Origin of the sequence: Rosenbergiella gaditana (assembly GCF_018494065.1) — a bacterium.
Lineage (GTDB): Bacteria > Pseudomonadota > Gammaproteobacteria > Enterobacterales > Enterobacteriaceae > Rosenbergiella > Rosenbergiella gaditana.
Genome location: NZ_JABBFR010000033.1, coordinates 1 through 15614, shown reverse-complemented (window position 1 = coordinate 15614; position 15614 = coordinate 1). Strand labels below are relative to the sequence as shown.

The following is a 15614-nucleotide window of genomic DNA, read 5'->3' as shown; positions in this document are numbered from 1 at the left end:
TGACGGCTTACGCTTCGCAATCCGTGAAGGTGGTCGTACTGTAGGTGCAGGTGTTGTTGCTAAAGTTATCGCTTAATTGAGAAAACTTTACAGATAAAAAGAGCGCTTAGGCGCTCTTTTTTTTTGGAAAAATACAGGGCTCGGCTACACCACTCTGGCCACAGTGGTTGGTTAATCTTATACCTTTAACACACTTTATGCGCTTTATTTAGGGAATCATGGTTAATGGCAACAGCATCACATTGATGAACAGTGATCTGTTACATCTAGTGTGCAACATTGGTGATCGGCTATTTTCTAATTACCAAACGTTGAGCTAAAAATATCCTGATGAAAAATATAAGAACAGCATATTCCTGATAATGATAAAAATGTCCCATAGGGGACAATGATAGCGTGCAGAGAGTTCAAATAACGATACTGATAGATACAAAAGGGCAGGGCCGCTAAAGAGGCTGAAAGAACTACTATACAAAGTTGGTGAATGTCGTACCAGCTAGCTAAAGCTGCAAGTAATTTTATATCACCTTGTCCAAGGCCCACTCTATGTCTTAGTAAGTAATAAATGGCTTGCGTAAGCCAAAATATTCCATAACAACCGGCAGACCGTGCGAGTAAATCGATGAGGTTGAAACCAAATAGATAAGTTGATGTCAGCAGTCCAAGTGCTAAGAGTATAAGAACTATAGAGTTAGGAAGGAGTAGATAGAACCAATCTATGCATGCTAAAAGTAGCAAAATTGCGGTGAATAGAGCAAAGACTATCAGGACGAGCGGTAACGAACCCAGTAGTACCTGTATGGTAAGATGAAAGCCAAGGGAAAAAATTAAGCACTTATCTATTCGGCGCAGATAAAAGTGCAGGGCTTTTGAGCAAGAAAGGCTGTTGCAGAGTCGTTGACTACTAGCCAATACAAACCAATTGCTATTGTAGTTTGAAGGGGTGAAGGTGAGTAGGAAGCTTCTTATTGCCTTGAGAAGAAGGAATGTTAGAGCAAATAGATTGATCATAAGCATGATGCACAGCCTCAAGTAAGTGACTTCTTAGGGTGAAGCTATTATTTTGAAGAAGGTGTAGTGGTGTTGCACGATAACGTGATAACGGTGAGAACTAGTACCCAATAAAGCGATATATGTAGGGAAAGATTTAGTTGAGAGTACGTGTTAGGCCGCAATGTGCAAAAAGCAGGCAAGGGTTGCATTGCGACAATTTATAAGTATAATGTGCTGGCTTGCTTTTAATAGAAGCGCGATTCGAGCAGAATCGCAGAGTAGCGATTTGCTACCTCTAATAATACTCCCGATTGGGGAGTTATATGCTGAACGATTACACTCTCCCATCAATCGTAATGGGTGCGAGGAGTAATCATTTTCGTTTATAAAATGTTTGGAGCTCTGGTCTCATGCAGAACCAAAGAATCCGTATTCGTCTTAAAGCGTTTGATCATCGTCTTATCGATCAATCAACCGCGGAAATCGTCGAAACTGCAAAGCGCACTGGTGCGCAAGTACGTGGTCCGATCCCGCTGCCGACTCGTAAAGAGCGCTTTACCGTTCTGATTTCTCCGCACGTTAACAAAGATGCGCGTGATCAGTACGAAATTCGCACTCACAAACGTCTGGTAGACATCGTTGAGCCAACTGAAAAAACCGTTGATGCTCTGATGCGTCTAGACCTGGCTGCAGGTGTTGACGTGCAGATCAGCCTAGGTTAATCAGGACATCGAGCGATTGAGAGGTTGATACAATGATTGGTTTAGTCGGTAAGAAAGTGGGAATGACGCGTATCTTCACTGAAGAAGGCGTTTCTATCCCAGTAACCGTAATCGAAGTTGAAGCAAACCGCGTTACTCAGGTTAAGAGCCTGGAAAACGACGGTTACCAAGCTATTCAGGTCACTACTGGTGCTAAAAAAGCAAACCGTGTAGGTAAACCAGAAGCAGGTCATTTTGCTAAAGCTGGCGTTGAAGCTGGCCGTGGCTTATGGGAATTCCGTGCTGAAAGCGCAGAATACACCGTTGGTCAAAGCATCAGTGTTGAAATTTTCGCTGACGTTAAAAAAGTAGACGTAACTGGCACCTCTAAAGGTAAAGGTTTCGCAGGTACCGTTAAGCGCTGGAACTTCCGTACCCAGGACGCGACTCACGGTAACTCCTTGTCTCACCGTGTTCCGGGTTCTATCGGTCAGAACCAGACTCCGGGCAAAGTGTTCAAAGGCAAGAAAATGGCAGGTCAATTAGGTAATGAGCGCGTAACCGTTCAGAGCTTAGAAGTCGTTCGCGTAGACGCAGAACGCAACCTGCTGCTGGTCAAAGGTGCTGTTCCGGGAGCTACCGGTAGCGACCTGATTGTTAAACCAGCTGTGAAGGCGTAAGGGGATAGCAATGGAATTAGTATTGAAAGACGCGCAGAGCGCGCTGACTGTTTCCGAAACTACCTTCGGTCGTGATTTTAACGAAGCGCTGGTTCACCAGGTTGTTGTTGCTTACGCAGCAGGTGCCCGTCAAGGTACCCGTGCGCAAAAAACTCGTGCCGAAGTCACTGGTTCTGGTAAAAAACCATGGCGTCAAAAAGGTACTGGCCGTGCACGTGCTGGTTCGGCTAAGAGCCCAATCTGGCGTTCTGGTGGAGTTACCTTCGCTGCACGTCCGCAGGACCACAGTCAGAAAGTAAACAAAAAGATGTACCGTGGAGCGCTGAAAAGCATTCTGTCTGAACTGGTACGTCAAGAACGTCTGATCGTTGTCGAGAAGTTCTCTGTTGAAGCACCTAAAACTAAGCTGCTGGCACAGAAACTGAAAGATATGGCATTGGAAGATGTACTGATCATCACTGGTGAATTAGATGAGAATCTGTTCCTAGCAGCGCGTAACCTGTACAAGGTTGATGTGCGTGATGCAGCAGGAATCGATCCAGTTAGCTTGATTGCCTTCGACAAAGTCGTAATGACTGCTGACGCAGTTAAGCAAGTTGAGGAGATGCTGGCATGATTCGTGAAGAACGTCTGCTGAAAGTAGTGCGCGCACCGCACGTTTCTGAAAAAGCGTCTGCCGCGATGGAAAAATCAAATACCATCGTACTCAAAGTTGCAAAAGACGCGACCAAAGCAGAAATCGTAGCTGCCGTAGAAAAGCTGTTCGAAGTTGAAGTTAAAGATGTGAACACTTTACTCGTTAAAGGTAAAGTTAAGCGTCACGGACAGCGTGTTGGTCGTCGTAGCGACTGGAAAAAAGCTTACGTGACCCTGAAAGAAGGCCAGAATCTGGACTTCGTCGGCGGCGCAGAGTAAGTCGGAGGAGAGAAACAATGGCAATTGTTAAATGTAAACCGACATCTCCGGGTCGTCGCCACGTAGTAAAAGTGGTGAACCCAGAGCTGCACAAAGGTAAGCCATACGCCCCACTGCTGGAGAAAAACAGCAAGTCTGGTGGTCGTAACAACAACGGTCGTATCACTACCCGTCATATCGGTGGTGGTCACAAGCGTGCATATCGTATTGTTGACTTCAAACGCAACAAAGATGGTATCCCTGCAGTTGTTGAACGTCTTGAGTATGATCCGAACCGTTCTGCAAATATTGCACTGGTTCTGTACAAAGACGGTGAGCGTCGTTACATCCTGGCCCCTAAAGGCCTGAAAGCTGGTGATCAGATCCAATCTGGTGTTGATGCAGCAATTAAAGCAGGTAATACCCTGCCTATGCGTAACATCCCAGTAGGCTCTACTGTTCATAACGTAGAAATGAAACCAGGCAAAGGCGGCCAATTGGCTCGTTCAGCTGGTGCTTACGTGCAAATTATTGCTCGTGATGGTTCCTACGTTACCCTGCGTCTTCGTTCTGGTGAAATGCGTAAAGTTGAAGCTGACTGCCGCGCAACATTAGGTGAAGTCGGTAACGCAGAGCATATGCTTCGCGTACTAGGTAAAGCAGGTGCAACTCGCTGGCGTGGTGTTCGTCCTACCGTTCGCGGTACTGCAATGAACCCAGTCGATCACCCGCACGGTGGTGGTGAAGGTCGTAACTTTGGTAAGCACCCGGTAACTCCGTGGGGCGTTCAAACCAAAGGTAAGAAGACCCGTAGCAACAAGCGTACTGATAAGTTTATCGTACGTCGCCGTAGCAAAAAATAATATTAGAGGATAAGCCATGCCACGTTCTCTCAAGAAAGGTCCTTTTATTGACCTGCACTTGCTGAAGAAGGTAGAGAAAGCGGTGGAAAGCGGAGACAAGAAGCCTTTGCGCACTTGGTCCCGTCGTTCAACGATCTTTCCTAACATGATCGGTTTGACCATCGCTGTCCATAATGGTCGTCAGCACGTACCTGTTTTTGTTTCCGACGAAATGGTCGGTCACAAGTTAGGTGAATTTGCGCCGACTCGTACTTATCGCGGCCACGCGGCTGATAAGAAAGCTAAGAAACGCTAAGGCAGGAGGAAGAGATGGAAACTATCGCTAAACATCGCCACGCTCGTTCTTCTGCGCAGAAGGTTCGTCTAGTAGCGGATCTAGTACGCGGTAAGAAAGTGTCGCAGGCTCTGGACATTCTAACCTACACCAATAAAAAAGCGGCTGTATTGGTTAAGAAAGTCTTAGAATCTGCCATTGCTAACGCTGAACACAACGATGGCGCTGACATTGATGATCTGAAAGTTACGAAAATTTTCGTAGATGAAGGCCCAAGCATGAAGCGTATTATGCCTCGTGCAAAAGGTCGTGCAGATCGTATCCTGAAGCGCACCAGCCACATTACTGTGGTTGTGTCCGATCGCTGAGACTCTGGAGACTAGCAATGGGTCAGAAAGTACATCCTAATGGTATTCGCCTGGGTATTGTTAAACCCTGGAACTCTACTTGGTTCGCCAATACCAAAGAATTCGCTGACAACCTAGACAGCGATTTTAAAGTACGTCAGTTCTTAACTAAAGAACTGGCTAAAGCGTCTGTATCTCGTATCGTTATCGAGCGTCCAGCGAAAAGCATTCGTGTAACTATTCACACTGCTCGCCCTGGTATCGTTATCGGTAAGAAAGGTGAAGACGTAGAAAAACTGCGTACGGTCGTCGCGAAAATCGCTGGCGTTCCTGCTCAGATCAATATCGCTGAAGTCCGTAAACCGGAACTTGACGCTAAATTGGTTGCTGATAGCATCACTTCACAGCTGGAACGTCGTGTTATGTTCCGTCGTGCTATGAAGCGTGCTGTTCAGAACGCAATGCGTCTTGGCGCTAAAGGAATTAAAGTTGAAGTTAGTGGCCGTTTAGGCGGAGCTGAGATCGCACGTACCGAATGGTACCGTGAAGGTCGTGTTCCACTGCATACTCTGCGTGCAGACATTGACTACAACACTTCTGAAGCGCACACCACTTATGGTGTAATCGGCGTTAAGGTATGGATCTTCAAAGGTGAGATCCTGGGTGGTATGGCTGCTGTTGAACAATCGGAAAAACCGGCTGCTCAACCTAAAAAACAGCAGCGTAAAGGCCGTAAGTAAGGAGAGTCGCTATGTTACAACCAAAGCGTACGAAATTCCGTAAAGTGCACAAAGGCCGTAACCGCGGTCTAGCGCAGGGCACGGATATCAGCTTCGGTACTTTCGGTCTGAAAGCTGTTGGCCGTGGTCGTCTGACTGCTCGTCAGATCGAAGCAGCACGTCGTGCTATGACCCGTGCAGTTAAGCGTCAAGGTAAAATTTGGATCCGTGTATTCCCGGACAAACCAATTACTGAAAAGCCGCTTGAAGTGCGTATGGGTAAAGGTAAGGGTAACGTAGAGTATTGGGTTGCCCTAATCCAGCCTGGCAAAGTCCTTTATGAAATGGACGGCGTACCAGAAGAGCTGGCCCGTGAGGCATTTAAGCTGGCAGCAGCAAAACTGCCTATCAAAACCACCTTTGTAACTAAGACGGTGATGTAATGAAAGCAACTGAGCTGCGTGAAAAAAGTGTTGAAGAACTGAACACTGAGCTGCTTAACCTCCTGCGTGAACAGTTTAACCTGCGCATGCAAGCAGCATCTGGCCAGCTACAGCAGACACATCTGCTGAAACAAGCTCGTCGTGATGTTGCACGCGTTAAGACTTTACTGACTCAAAAGGCGGGTGCGTAATGACCGATAAAATTCGTACTTTGCAAGGTCGTGTAGTTAGTGACAAAATGCAAAAATCTGCAGTTGTCGCTATCGAACGTTTCGTGAAGCACCCGATTTACGGTAAATTCATCAAGCGTACGACTAAGCTTCACATCCACGATGAGAACAATGAGTGTGGAATTGGTGACGTGGTAGAAATCCGCGAATGCCGTCCACTGTCTAAGACTAAGTCTTGGACGCTTGTTCGTGTTGTGGAAAAAGCGGTTCTGTAATAGAATCTCTTTCTGTGAAAACAGATAGACGGCTCGCAAGAGCCGTTTATTTTTTCTACCCATCTGCGAGAAGCGGTGTTATAATGCCGCGCCCTCGGTAATGGGGCTTTTAACCGACCTAGTAATTGTAGGTCCCGAAGTAGTAGTTGACATTAGCGGAGCACTAAAATGATCCAAGAACAGACTATGCTAAACGTCGCCGACAACTCCGGTGCACGTAGCGTAATGTGTATCAAGGTTCTGGGTGGCTCGCACCGTCGCTACGCAGGCGTCGGTGATATCATCAAAGTTACCATCAAGGAAGCAATTCCTCGTGGTAAAGTTAAGAAAGGTGATGTCCTGAAGGCGGTAGTGGTGCGCACCAAGAAGGGTGTTCGTCGCCCCGACGGTTCTGTCATTCGCTTCGATGGTAATGCATGCGTTATTCTAAACAATAACAGCGAGCAACCTATCGGAACGCGTATTTTTGGGCCGGTAACTCGTGAACTTCGTAATGAAAAGTTCATGAAAATTATCTCTCTGGCACCAGAAGTACTCTAAGGAGCGAGCCATGGCAGCTAAAATCCGTTGTAACGACGAAGTTATCGTGTTGACCGGTAAAGATAAAGGTAAACGCGGTAAAGTAAAAAATGTATTGTCTTCCAGCAAGGTTATTGTTGAAGGTATCAATCTGGTTAAAAAACATCAGAAGCCTGTACCGGCTATGAATCAACCAGGCGGCATCGTTGAGAAAGAAGCAGCAATCGAACTTTCTAACCTTGCAATCTTCAATGCGGCTACTGGTAAGGCAGACCGTGTAGGCTTTAGATTCGAAGACGGCAAAAAAGTCCGTTTCTTCAAGTCTAATAGCGAAACTATCAAGTAATTTGGAGTAGTACGATGGCGAAACTGCATGATTACTACAAAGACGAAGTAGTTAAGAAGCTCATGACTGAGTTTAACTACAATTCAGTCATGCAAGTCCCTCGGGTCGAGAAGATTACCCTGAACATGGGTGTTGGTGAAGCGATTGCTGATAAGAAACTGCTGGATAACGCAGCAGCTGATTTAGCATCAATCTCCGGTCAAAAGCCGCTAGTCACCAAAGCACGCAAATCTGTTGCAGGCTTCAAAATCCGTCAGGGCTATCCGATCGGCTGTAAAGTAACCCTGCGTGGCGAACGTATGTGGGAATTCTTTGACCGCCTGATCACTATTGCTGTACCTCGTATTCGTGACTTCCGTGGTTTATCTGCGAAGTCTTTCGATGGACGTGGTAACTACAGCATGGGTGTCCGTGAGCAGATCATCTTCCCAGAAATCGACTACGATAAAGTCGATCGCGTCCGTGGTTTGGATATTACCATTACCACTACTGCGAAATCTGATGATGAAGGCCGTGCTCTGCTGGCAGCCTTTAACTTCCCGTTCCGTAAGTAAGGTAGGGTTACTAATGGCTAAGCAATCAATGAAAGCACGCGAAGTTAAGCGTGTAAAATTAGCAGACAAATTCTTCGCGAAACGCGCTGAACTGAAAGCGATCATCTCTGATGTGAACGCTTCTGACGAAGATCGTTGGAATGCTGTTCTCAAGCTTCAGTCACTGCCGCGTGATTCCAGCCCGTCCCGTCAGCGTAATCGTTGCCGTCAAACAGGCCGTCCACACGGTTATGTAGGTAAGTTCGGGTTGAGCCGTATCAAGTTACGTGAAGCCGCTATGCGCGGTGAAGTACCTGGCTTGAGAAAGGCTAGCTGGTAATTGTCACCAATTGAATCACGGGAGTAGACACTGATGAGCATGCAAGATCCGATCGCGGATATGCTGACCCGTATCCGTAACGGTCAGTCCGCGAACAAAGTTGCGGTCACCATGCCTTCCTCCAAGCTGAAATTGGCAATTGCCAACGTGCTGAAGGAAGAAGGTTATATTGAAGATTTTAAAATTGAAGGCGACATCAAGCCAGAACTAGAAGTGACTCTAAAGTACTTCGAAGGAAAGGCTGTTGTAGAAAGCATTCAGCGAGTAAGCCGCCCAGGCCTGCGCATCTATAAAAGAAAAGATGAGCTGCCAAAAGTTATGGCTGGTTTAGGTATCGCAGTTGTTTCTACATCTAAAGGTGTTATGACTGATCGTGCAGCGCGCCAAGCTGGTCTTGGTGGCGAAATTATCTGCTACGTAGCGTAATCGGAGGGTAAAATGTCTCGTGTTGCTAAAGCACCTGTCGTTGTTCCTGCCGGCGTCGACGTAAAAATCAACGGTCAGGAAGTATCGATTAAAGGTAAAAACGGCGAGCTGTCTCGTACTATCAACAAAGCTGTTGAAGTTAAACATGCAGATAACGCTTTAACTTTCGCACCTCGCGAAGGTTTTGCTGATGCATGGGCGCAAGCAGGTACTGCACGCGCTCTGTTGAACTCAATGGTTATCGGTGTTACCGAAGGCTTCACCAAGAAGCTGCAGTTAGTCGGTGTTGGTTATCGTGCGGCTATTAAAGGTTCTTCAGTGAACCTCTCACTGGGTTTTTCTCACCCGGTTGAGCACAAATTGCCTGCGGGAATCACTGCCGAATGTCCAACTCAAACTGAAATCGTGCTGAAAGGTGCTGATAAGCAGGTAATTGGACAGGTTGCAGCGGACTTGCGCGCCTACCGTCGTCCTGAGCCTTATAAAGGCAAGGGTGTCCGTTACGCCGACGAAGTCGTGCGTATCAAAGAGGCTAAGAAGAAGTAAGGTAACACTATGGATAAGAAATCTGCTCGTATCCGTCGTGCGACCCGTGCGCGTCGCAAGCTCAAAGAGCTGGGTGCTACACGCCTGGTGGTACATCGTACCCCGCGTCATATTTACGCACAGGTAATCGCTCCGAACGGTTCCGAAGTTCTGGTTGCTGCTTCTACTATAGAAAAAGCTATCGCTGAACAACTGAAGTACACTGGTAACAAGGACGCAGCAATCGCAGTAGGTAAAGCTATTGCAGAGCGCGCTATTGAAAAAGGCATCACAGGTGTTTCTTTCGATCGTTCTGGTTTCCAATATCATGGTCGTGTCCAGGCACTGGCAGATGCTGCCCGTGAAGCTGGCCTTCAGTTCTAAGGTAGAGGTCTAAGATGTCACACATCGAGAAACAAGCTGGCGAACTGCAGGAAAAACTGATCGCGGTAAACCGTGTTTCTAAAACTGTTAAAGGTGGTCGTATTTTCTCCTTCACAGCACTGACTGTGGTAGGTGATGGTAATGGTCGCGTTGGTTTTGGTTACGGTAAGGCGCGTGAAGTTCCAGCAGCAATCCAGAAAGCGATGGAAAAAGCCCGTCGCAACATGGTTAATGTCGCGCTGACTAACGGTACCCTGCAACACCCTGTTAAAGGTGTTCATACTGGTTCCCGTGTGTTCATGCAGCCTGCCTCTGAAGGTACAGGTATCATTGCCGGTGGTGCAATGCGTGCAGTACTAGAAGTTGCTGGAGTTCATAACGTTCTTTCTAAAGCATATGGTTCTACTAACCCAATTAACGTGGTTCGTGCAACTATTGATGGTCTGAGCAATATGAAATCTCCAGATATGGTCGCTGCCAAGCGTGGTAAATCCGTTGAAGAAATTCTGGGGTAATTATCATGGCTAAGACTATTAAAATTACTCAAACCCGCAGTGCAATCGGTCGTCTGCCTAAGCATAAGGCAACACTTCTGGGCTTAGGGTTACGTCGTATTGGTCATACTGTTGAACGTGAGGATACTCCTGCGGTTCGTGGTATGGTCAACGCGGTTTCCTACATGGTTAAAGTGGAGGAGTAACAGATGCGTTTAAATACTCTGTCTCCGGCCGAAGGGTCTAAGCACGCCGCTAAGCGTTTAGGTCGTGGTATTGGTTCTGGCGTCGGTAAAACCGGTGGCCGTGGTCACAAAGGTCAGAAGTCTCGTTCTGGCGGTGGCGTACGTCGCGGTTTTGAAGGTGGTCAGATGCCTTTATACCGTCGTTTACCAAAATTTGGTTTCACTTCTCGCAAATCTATGGTTACTACAGAGATCCGTCTGTCTGACCTTGCGAAAGTTGAAGGCGGTATTGTTGACCTGAACACACTGAAAGCAGCCAACATTATTGGTGTACAGATCGAATTCGCGAAAGTGATTCTTTCTGGCGAAGTTACCGCACCAGTAACTATTCGTGGTCTGCGCGTCACCAAAGGTGCTCGTGCTGCAATCGAAGCTGCTGGCGGTAAAATCGAGGAATAATTGAACTGATGGCTAAACAACCGGGATTAGATTTTCAAAGTGCCAAGGGCGGGCTAGGCGAACTAAAACGCAGACTGATGTTTGTAATTGGTGCCCTAATTGTCTTCCGAATTGGTTCTTTTATTCCAATTCCTGGTATTGATGCCACAGTTCTTGCTAAATTGCTCGAACAACAGCGTGGTACCATCATTGACATGTTTAACATGTTCTCTGGTGGTGCTCTGAGCCGTGCTTCTATTTTTGCCTTGGGTATAATGCCGTATATTTCTGCGTCCATTATTATCCAGCTGCTAACCGTGGTTCATCCCGCGCTGGCAGAGATTAAGAAAGAAGGGGAGTCTGGACGTCGTAAGATTAGCCAGTACACCCGTTACGGAACTCTCGTATTGGCTGTGTTCCAAGCAATCGGTATTGCTACCGGATTGCCTAACATGCCAGGTATGCAAGGGTTGGTGATCAACCCTGGTATTGCTTTTTACGTCACCGCTGTTGTAAGCCTTGTCACTGGAACAATGTTCCTAATGTGGTTAGGTGAACAGATTACTGAACGAGGTATCGGTAACGGTATCTCGATCATTATCTTTGCTGGTATTGTTGCGGGTCTTCCTCAGGCTGTTGGCCATACCATCGAGCAAGCACGGCAAGGCGGCCTACACTTCCTCTTATTATTGTTGGTTGCAGTTTTAGTATTTGCAGTGACTTACTTTGTTATTTTCGTCGAGCGTGGACAACGTCGTATCGTTGTTAATTACGCAAAACGTCAACAAGGCCGTCGCGTCTATGCTGCGCAAAGTACACATTTACCACTAAAAGTGAATATGGCGGGTGTTATTCCAGCTATCTTCGCTTCAAGTATCATTCTGTTTCCAGCGACTTTAACCTCCTGGTTCGGCGGAAGTACTGGGTGGTCATGGTTAAGTGCTATTTCGGATAATTTAGCACCAGGTCAGCCACTTTATGTGTTACTATACGCAACTGCTATCATCTTCTTCTGCTTTTTCTACACGGCGTTGGTTTTTAACCCGCGTGAAACTGCAGATAATTTGAAGAAGTCCGGCGCATTTGTACCGGGTATTCGTCCGGGAGAGCAAACGGCGAGGTACATCGATAAAGTGATGACGCGCCTTACTCTTATTGGCGCCCTGTATATTACCTTTATCTGCCTGATCCCGGAGTTCATGCGTGATGCGATGAATGTTCCATTTAGCTTTGGTGGTACATCACTGCTAATTGTCGTCGTTGTTATCATGGACTTTATGGCTCAAGTGCAAACTCTGATGATGTCAAGTCAATATGAGTCTGCATTGAAAAAAGCAAACCTAAAAGGCCAAGGCCGTTAATTTAGGCGCTTGAGAAGTTACGGAGAGTAAAAATGAAAGTTCGTGCTTCCGTCAAGAAAATGTGTCGTAACTGTAAAATTGTTCGTCGCGACGGTGTCGTACGTGTAATTTGCAGCGTAGAACCAAAGCATAAACAGCGTCAAGGCTGATTTATTGCAAATTTTTCTTGCAAAGTCGGGTTGAGCTGGCTAGATTAGCCAGCCAATCTTTTTTATGTAAGTGTATTCTTCATTTGAGTATCCTGAAAACGGGCTTTTCAGCATGAGAATACAGTTAATTAGTAATAGGAGTGCATAGTGGCCCGTATAGCAGGCATTAACATTCCTGATCATAAACACACCGTTATTGCATTAACTGCAATCTTCGGTATCGGTAAGACTCGTTCGAAAGCTATTTGCGCTTCTACGGGTATTGCTGAAGATGTTAAGATCAGTGAGCTGTCTGAAGAACAGATTGAGCAATTGCGTGAAGCAGTTGGCAAATTCGTTGTTGAAGGTGATCTGCGTCGTGAAGTTACCCTGAGCATCAAGCGTCTTATGGACCTTGGTTGCTACCGTGGTTTGCGTCATCGTCGTGGTCTTCCGGTTCGCGGTCAGCGCACCAAGACCAATGCACGTACCCGTAAGGGTCCGCGCAAACCGATCAAGAAATAATCGGGGTGAGTAAATAATGGCAAAGGCACCAGTTCGTGCACGTAAGCGTGTAAGAAAACAAGTCTCAGACGGCGTGGCTCATGTCCATGCGTCTTTTAACAACACCATCGTTACTATTACTGATCGTCAGGGTAACGCACTGGGTTGGGCAACAGCCGGTGGTTCCGGTTTCCGTGGTTCACGTAAATCTACGCCGTTCGCTGCTCAGGTCGCTGCAGAGCGCTGTGCAGAAGCTGTAAAAGATTACGGTATCAAAAACCTGGAAGTTATGGTAAAGGGTCCGGGTCCAGGACGCGAATCAACGATTCGTGCACTGAACGCCGCAGGTTTCCGCATCACGAATATTACTGATGTGACTCCGATCCCTCACAACGGTTGTCGTCCGCCGAAGAAACGCCGCGTATAACGCGCCTGTTTCTAGGTTAGTTGGAGAAAGAAAATGGCAAGATATTTGGGTCCTAAGCTCAAGCTGAGCCGTCGTGAGGGCACCGACTTATTCCTTAAGTCTGGCGTTCGCGCGATTGATTCCAAGTGTAAGATTGAACAAGCTCCTGGTCAACACGGTGCGCGTAAACCGCGTCTGTCTGACTACGGCGTTCAGTTACGTGAAAAACAAAAAGTTCGTCGTATGTACGGTGTTCTTGAGCGTCAATTCCGTAACTATTATCAAGAAGCAGCTCGTCTGAAAGGCAACACCGGTGAAAACCTGTTAGCGTTGCTTGAAGGTCGTCTGGATAACGTTGTTTACCGTATGGGCTTTGGAGCTACTCGCGCTGAATCGCGTCAGTTAGTAAGCCACAAGTCAATCCTGGTAAATGGTCACGTTGTTAACATCGCTTCTTATCAGGTATCTCCGAATGATGTAGTAAGCATCCGTGAGAAAGCCAAAAAGCAAGCTCGCGTTAAGGCGGCTCTTGAGCTGTCAGAACAACGTGAAAAGCCAACCTGGCTGGAAGTTGATGCAGCTAAGATGGAAGGTGTGTTTAAGCGTAAGCCTGAGCGTACTGATCTATCTGCGGACATTAACGAGCACCTGATCGTCGAGCTTTACTCTAAGTAAAGCTTGAGTACCAAAGAGAGGACACAATGCAGGGTTCTGTGACAGAGTTTCTAAAACCGCGCCTGGTAGATATCGAGCAAGTGAGTTCGACGCACGCCAAGGTGACCCTTGAACCATTAGAGCGTGGCTTTGGCCATACTCTAGGTAACGCACTGCGCCGTATTCTGCTTTCATCCATGCCGGGTTGCGCGGTGACCGAGGTTGAAATTGATGGTGTACTTCATGAGTACAGCACCAAAGAAGGGATCCAAGAAGACATTCTCGAAATCCTGCTCAACCTGAAAGGGCTTGCGGTAAGAGTTCAAGGTAAAGATGAAGTTATTCTAACTTTGAATAAATCTGGCATCGGCCCTGTGACTGCAGCCGACATTACCCATGATGGTGATGTCGAAATCGTCAAGCCACAGCATGTGATTTGCCACCTAACTGACGAGAGCGCATCTGTAAATATGCGTATCAAAGTTCAGCGTGGTCGCGGTTATGTGCCGGCTTCTGCCCGAATTCATTCGGAAGAAGATGAGCGCCCAATTGGACGTCTGTTAGTTGATGCTTGCTACAGCCCTGTAGACCGTATTGCCTACAATGTTGAAGCAGCTCGCGTAGAGCAACGTACAGATTTGGACAAGCTAGTCATCGAAATGGAAACTAACGGCACAATCGATCCTGAAGAGGCGATTCGTCGTGCAGCGACCATTCTGGCTGAACAACTTGATGCTTTTGTTGATTTACGTGATGTACGTCAACCTGAAGTTAAAGAAGAGAAACCAGAATTCGATCCGATCTTGCTGCGCCCTGTTGACGATCTGGAATTGACTGTCCGCTCTGCTAACTGCTTGAAAGCAGAAGCTATCCACTACATCGGTGATCTGGTACAACGTACTGAGGTTGAGCTTCTTAAAACGCCTAACCTTGGTAAAAAATCTCTTACTGAGATTAAAGACGTGCTGGCTTCACGTGGACTTTCTCTGGGCATGCGCTTAGAAAATTGGCCACCTGCAAGCATTGCAGATGAGTAACCGGATCACAGGTTAAGGTTTCACTGAGAAGGATAAGGTCATGCGCCATCGTAAGAGTGGTCGTCAACTGAACCGTAACAGCAGCCATCGCCAGGCTATGTTCCGTAACATGGCTGGTTCATTAGTCCGTCACGAAATTATCAAGACGACTTTACCAAAGGCTAAAGAACTGCGTCGCGTTGTTGAGCCGCTGATTACACTTGCTAAGACTGACAATGTTGCAAACCGTCGTTTAGCATTCGCCCGTACTCGTGATAACGAGATCGTGGCAAAATTATTTAATGAGTTAGGCCCGCGTTTCGCGAGCCGCACTGGTGGTTACACTCGTATTCTTAAGTGTGGCTTCCGTGCTGGAGACAACGCCCCGATGGCTTACATCGAGCTCGTTGATCGTCCTGAAGCTCAAGCTGAAGCTGCAGAGTAATCTGCTAGTTGATGCAATTAAAAAACCCGCTTAGGCGGGTTTTTTATTTTCTTGAATATAAAGGGAGATAGTAATGCTATTTCTTGAAGCACTTGTGGAACGTCAAATCCAGGAAGCACAGCAACAAGGTATGTTTGATGACTTACCCGGCTCTGGTAAGCCTCTGATACTAGAGGATGATAGCCAAGTTCCAGAAAATCTACGCATGTCCTACCGTATATTAAAAATGAGTGGTTTTTTACCTGAAGCCTTGCAACTCAGACAAGATGCCCTCAGCTTGAAAACTCTCCTTGCTCAGGCTACTGATGCAGATAAACGCTCAACCTATCATGCTCAACTTGAACTTATTAAATCAAGGTTATCTCATGCAAGTTTATCGGCTGAGTTTCTTTACGATATTCATTATGGAGAAGAAGTAAAAAGGAAGATTATTGGGAAAGGATAATGCATAAAAAAGCCATAACATGGTGCTATGGTAATCCCCCCATTTTTAACGGAGGTAATAAGTAGAATCAGTTAACACGTTGAATATGCTGCATCGGTGTAAAACC

Annotated in this window: 31 protein-coding genes; 30 read left to right on the top strand and 1 reads right to left on the bottom strand. The window is 46.8% G+C overall.

The features are described from left to right. Positions 1-76, top strand: a 76-nt coding sequence (locus tag HH682_RS14835) for an EF-Tu C-terminal domain-related protein (protein WP_197724836.1), incomplete at its 5' end; no start/stop codon positions are given. A gap of 221 nt (positions 77-297) precedes the next feature. On the opposite strand, the gene HH682_RS16160 is transcribed toward HH682_RS14835, so the two are convergent. Then, a complete protein-coding gene (locus HH682_RS16160) occupies positions 298-1011 on the bottom strand; it encodes a prepilin peptidase (protein WP_420826223.1) in 714 nt (237 codons plus the stop codon). Between the two features lie 392 nt (positions 1012-1403). Between HH682_RS16160 and rpsJ the strand changes: the two genes are divergently transcribed. From rpsJ to HH682_RS14685, 29 genes are all read left to right on the top strand, one after another. After that, positions 1404-1715 (top strand): 30S ribosomal protein S10, encoded by a 312-nt coding sequence (rpsJ, locus tag HH682_RS14825; protein ID WP_001181005.1) that lies wholly within the window; start codon positions 1404-1406, stop codon positions 1713-1715. Between the two features lie 32 nt (positions 1716-1747). Then, the gene (gene rplC, locus HH682_RS14820; protein WP_214238266.1) at positions 1748-2374 is read left to right on the top strand and encodes a 50S ribosomal protein L3; all 627 of its coding nucleotides are present in this window, start codon (positions 1748-1750) and stop codon (positions 2372-2374) included. Positions 2375-2384: 10 nt separating this feature from the next. Then, a complete protein-coding gene (rplD, locus tag HH682_RS14815) occupies positions 2385-2990 on the top strand; it encodes a 50S ribosomal protein L4 (protein ID WP_048912858.1) in 606 nt (201 codons plus the stop codon). Continuing rightward, complete coding sequence (gene rplW / locus HH682_RS14810) at positions 2987-3289, top strand: 50S ribosomal protein L23 (protein WP_048912857.1); 303 nt, start codon at positions 2987-2989, stop codon at positions 3287-3289. The genes rplD and rplW overlap by 4 nt, the downstream gene beginning before the upstream one ends. Positions 3290-3306: 17 nt before the next feature. After that, positions 3307-4131, top strand: a complete 825-nt coding sequence (rplB, locus tag HH682_RS14805; RefSeq protein ID WP_048912856.1) for a 50S ribosomal protein L2 — start codon at positions 3307-3309, stop codon at positions 4129-4131. Positions 4132-4147: 16 nt separating this feature from the next. Beyond that, positions 4148-4426 (top strand): 30S ribosomal protein S19, encoded by a 279-nt coding sequence (rpsS, locus tag HH682_RS14800; RefSeq protein WP_004929772.1) that lies wholly within the window; start codon positions 4148-4150, stop codon positions 4424-4426. 14 nt (positions 4427-4440) lie between these two features. Further along, entirely contained in the window at positions 4441-4773 is a 333-nt protein-coding gene (rplV, locus tag HH682_RS14795; protein ID WP_000447532.1) for a 50S ribosomal protein L22, read from the top strand. Positions 4774-4790: 17 nt separating this feature from the next. After that, on the top strand, positions 4791-5492 hold the full coding sequence (gene rpsC, locus HH682_RS14790) for a 30S ribosomal protein S3 (protein ID WP_048912855.1): 702 nt from the start codon (positions 4791-4793) through the stop codon (positions 5490-5492). Positions 5493-5503: 11 nt separating this feature from the next. Beyond that, positions 5504-5914, top strand: coding sequence for a 50S ribosomal protein L16 (gene rplP / locus HH682_RS14785; RefSeq protein ID WP_014542598.1), 411 nt, complete (start codon positions 5504-5506; stop codon positions 5912-5914). Then, positions 5914-6105 carry a 50S ribosomal protein L29 gene (gene rpmC / locus HH682_RS14780; RefSeq protein ID WP_048912854.1) on the top strand — a complete coding sequence of 64 codons (192 nt, stop codon included), beginning with the start codon at positions 5914-5916 and terminating at the stop codon, positions 6103-6105. Before rplP ends, rpmC begins: the two co-directional genes overlap by 1 nt. Next, positions 6105-6359, top strand: a complete 255-nt coding sequence (gene rpsQ, locus HH682_RS14775; RefSeq protein ID WP_013510766.1) for a 30S ribosomal protein S17 — start codon at positions 6105-6107, stop codon at positions 6357-6359. Before rpmC ends, rpsQ begins: the two co-directional genes overlap by 1 nt. Before the next feature lie 168 nt (positions 6360-6527). Further along, positions 6528-6899 carry a 50S ribosomal protein L14 gene (gene rplN / locus HH682_RS14770; protein WP_071433390.1) on the top strand — a complete coding sequence of 124 codons (372 nt, stop codon included), beginning with the start codon at positions 6528-6530 and terminating at the stop codon, positions 6897-6899. A gap of 10 nt (positions 6900-6909) precedes the next feature. Continuing rightward, positions 6910-7224, top strand: a complete 315-nt coding sequence (gene rplX, locus HH682_RS14765; protein ID WP_048912852.1) for a 50S ribosomal protein L24 — start codon at positions 6910-6912, stop codon at positions 7222-7224. Between the two features lie 14 nt (positions 7225-7238). Then, positions 7239-7778, top strand: coding sequence for a 50S ribosomal protein L5 (gene rplE / locus HH682_RS14760; RefSeq protein ID WP_048912851.1), 540 nt, complete (start codon positions 7239-7241; stop codon positions 7776-7778). 13 nt (positions 7779-7791) lie between these two features. Then, positions 7792-8097 (top strand): 30S ribosomal protein S14, encoded by a 306-nt coding sequence (rpsN, locus tag HH682_RS14755; protein WP_092678364.1) that lies wholly within the window; start codon positions 7792-7794, stop codon positions 8095-8097. Between the two features lie 33 nt (positions 8098-8130). Then, complete coding sequence (gene rpsH, locus HH682_RS14750; RefSeq protein WP_048912849.1) at positions 8131-8523, top strand: 30S ribosomal protein S8; 393 nt, start codon at positions 8131-8133, stop codon at positions 8521-8523. A 12-nt stretch (positions 8524-8535) separates the two neighbouring features. Then, complete coding sequence (rplF, locus tag HH682_RS14745) at positions 8536-9069, top strand: 50S ribosomal protein L6 (protein WP_048912848.1); 534 nt, start codon at positions 8536-8538, stop codon at positions 9067-9069. 9 nt (positions 9070-9078) lie between these two features. Beyond that, a complete protein-coding gene (gene rplR / locus HH682_RS14740; RefSeq protein ID WP_048912847.1) occupies positions 9079-9432 on the top strand; it encodes a 50S ribosomal protein L18 in 354 nt (117 codons plus the stop codon). Positions 9433-9446: 14 nt separating this feature from the next. Next, positions 9447-9947: a 30S ribosomal protein S5 gene (gene rpsE / locus HH682_RS14735; protein WP_048912846.1), complete on the top strand. Its 501-nt coding sequence runs from the start codon at positions 9447-9449 to the stop codon at positions 9945-9947. 5 nt (positions 9948-9952) lie between these two features. Next, positions 9953-10132 carry a 50S ribosomal protein L30 gene (rpmD, locus tag HH682_RS14730; RefSeq protein WP_004846568.1) on the top strand — a complete coding sequence of 60 codons (180 nt, stop codon included), beginning with the start codon at positions 9953-9955 and terminating at the stop codon, positions 10130-10132. 3 nt (positions 10133-10135) lie between these two features. Beyond that, complete coding sequence (gene rplO, locus HH682_RS14725; protein WP_048912845.1) at positions 10136-10570, top strand: 50S ribosomal protein L15; 435 nt, start codon at positions 10136-10138, stop codon at positions 10568-10570. 8 nt (positions 10571-10578) lie between these two features. Next, on the top strand, positions 10579-11910 hold the full coding sequence (secY, locus tag HH682_RS14720; RefSeq protein WP_048912844.1) for a preprotein translocase subunit SecY: 1332 nt from the start codon (positions 10579-10581) through the stop codon (positions 11908-11910). Between the two features lie 32 nt (positions 11911-11942). Continuing rightward, on the top strand, positions 11943-12059 hold the full coding sequence (gene rpmJ / locus HH682_RS14715) for a 50S ribosomal protein L36 (RefSeq protein ID WP_071433402.1): 117 nt from the start codon (positions 11943-11945) through the stop codon (positions 12057-12059). A gap of 147 nt (positions 12060-12206) precedes the next feature. Next, positions 12207-12563 carry a 30S ribosomal protein S13 gene (gene rpsM / locus HH682_RS14710; RefSeq protein WP_038016625.1) on the top strand — a complete coding sequence of 119 codons (357 nt, stop codon included), beginning with the start codon at positions 12207-12209 and terminating at the stop codon, positions 12561-12563. Between the two features lie 16 nt (positions 12564-12579). Beyond that, the gene (gene rpsK / locus HH682_RS14705; RefSeq protein ID WP_004160563.1) at positions 12580-12969 is read left to right on the top strand and encodes a 30S ribosomal protein S11; all 390 of its coding nucleotides are present in this window, start codon (positions 12580-12582) and stop codon (positions 12967-12969) included. A 33-nt stretch (positions 12970-13002) separates the two neighbouring features. Continuing rightward, the gene (gene rpsD, locus HH682_RS14700; RefSeq protein WP_214238265.1) at positions 13003-13623 is read left to right on the top strand and encodes a 30S ribosomal protein S4; all 621 of its coding nucleotides are present in this window, start codon (positions 13003-13005) and stop codon (positions 13621-13623) included. Positions 13624-13649: 26 nt separating this feature from the next. Further along, complete coding sequence (locus tag HH682_RS14695; protein ID WP_048912841.1) at positions 13650-14639, top strand: DNA-directed RNA polymerase subunit alpha; 990 nt, start codon at positions 13650-13652, stop codon at positions 14637-14639. A 40-nt stretch (positions 14640-14679) separates the two neighbouring features. Further along, a complete protein-coding gene (rplQ, locus tag HH682_RS14690; RefSeq protein WP_048912840.1) occupies positions 14680-15063 on the top strand; it encodes a 50S ribosomal protein L17 in 384 nt (127 codons plus the stop codon). Between the two features lie 73 nt (positions 15064-15136). After that, positions 15137-15508: a DnaJ family domain-containing protein gene (locus HH682_RS14685; RefSeq protein ID WP_214238264.1), complete on the top strand. Its 372-nt coding sequence runs from the start codon at positions 15137-15139 to the stop codon at positions 15506-15508. The last annotated feature ends 106 nt before the right edge of the window (positions 15509-15614 follow it).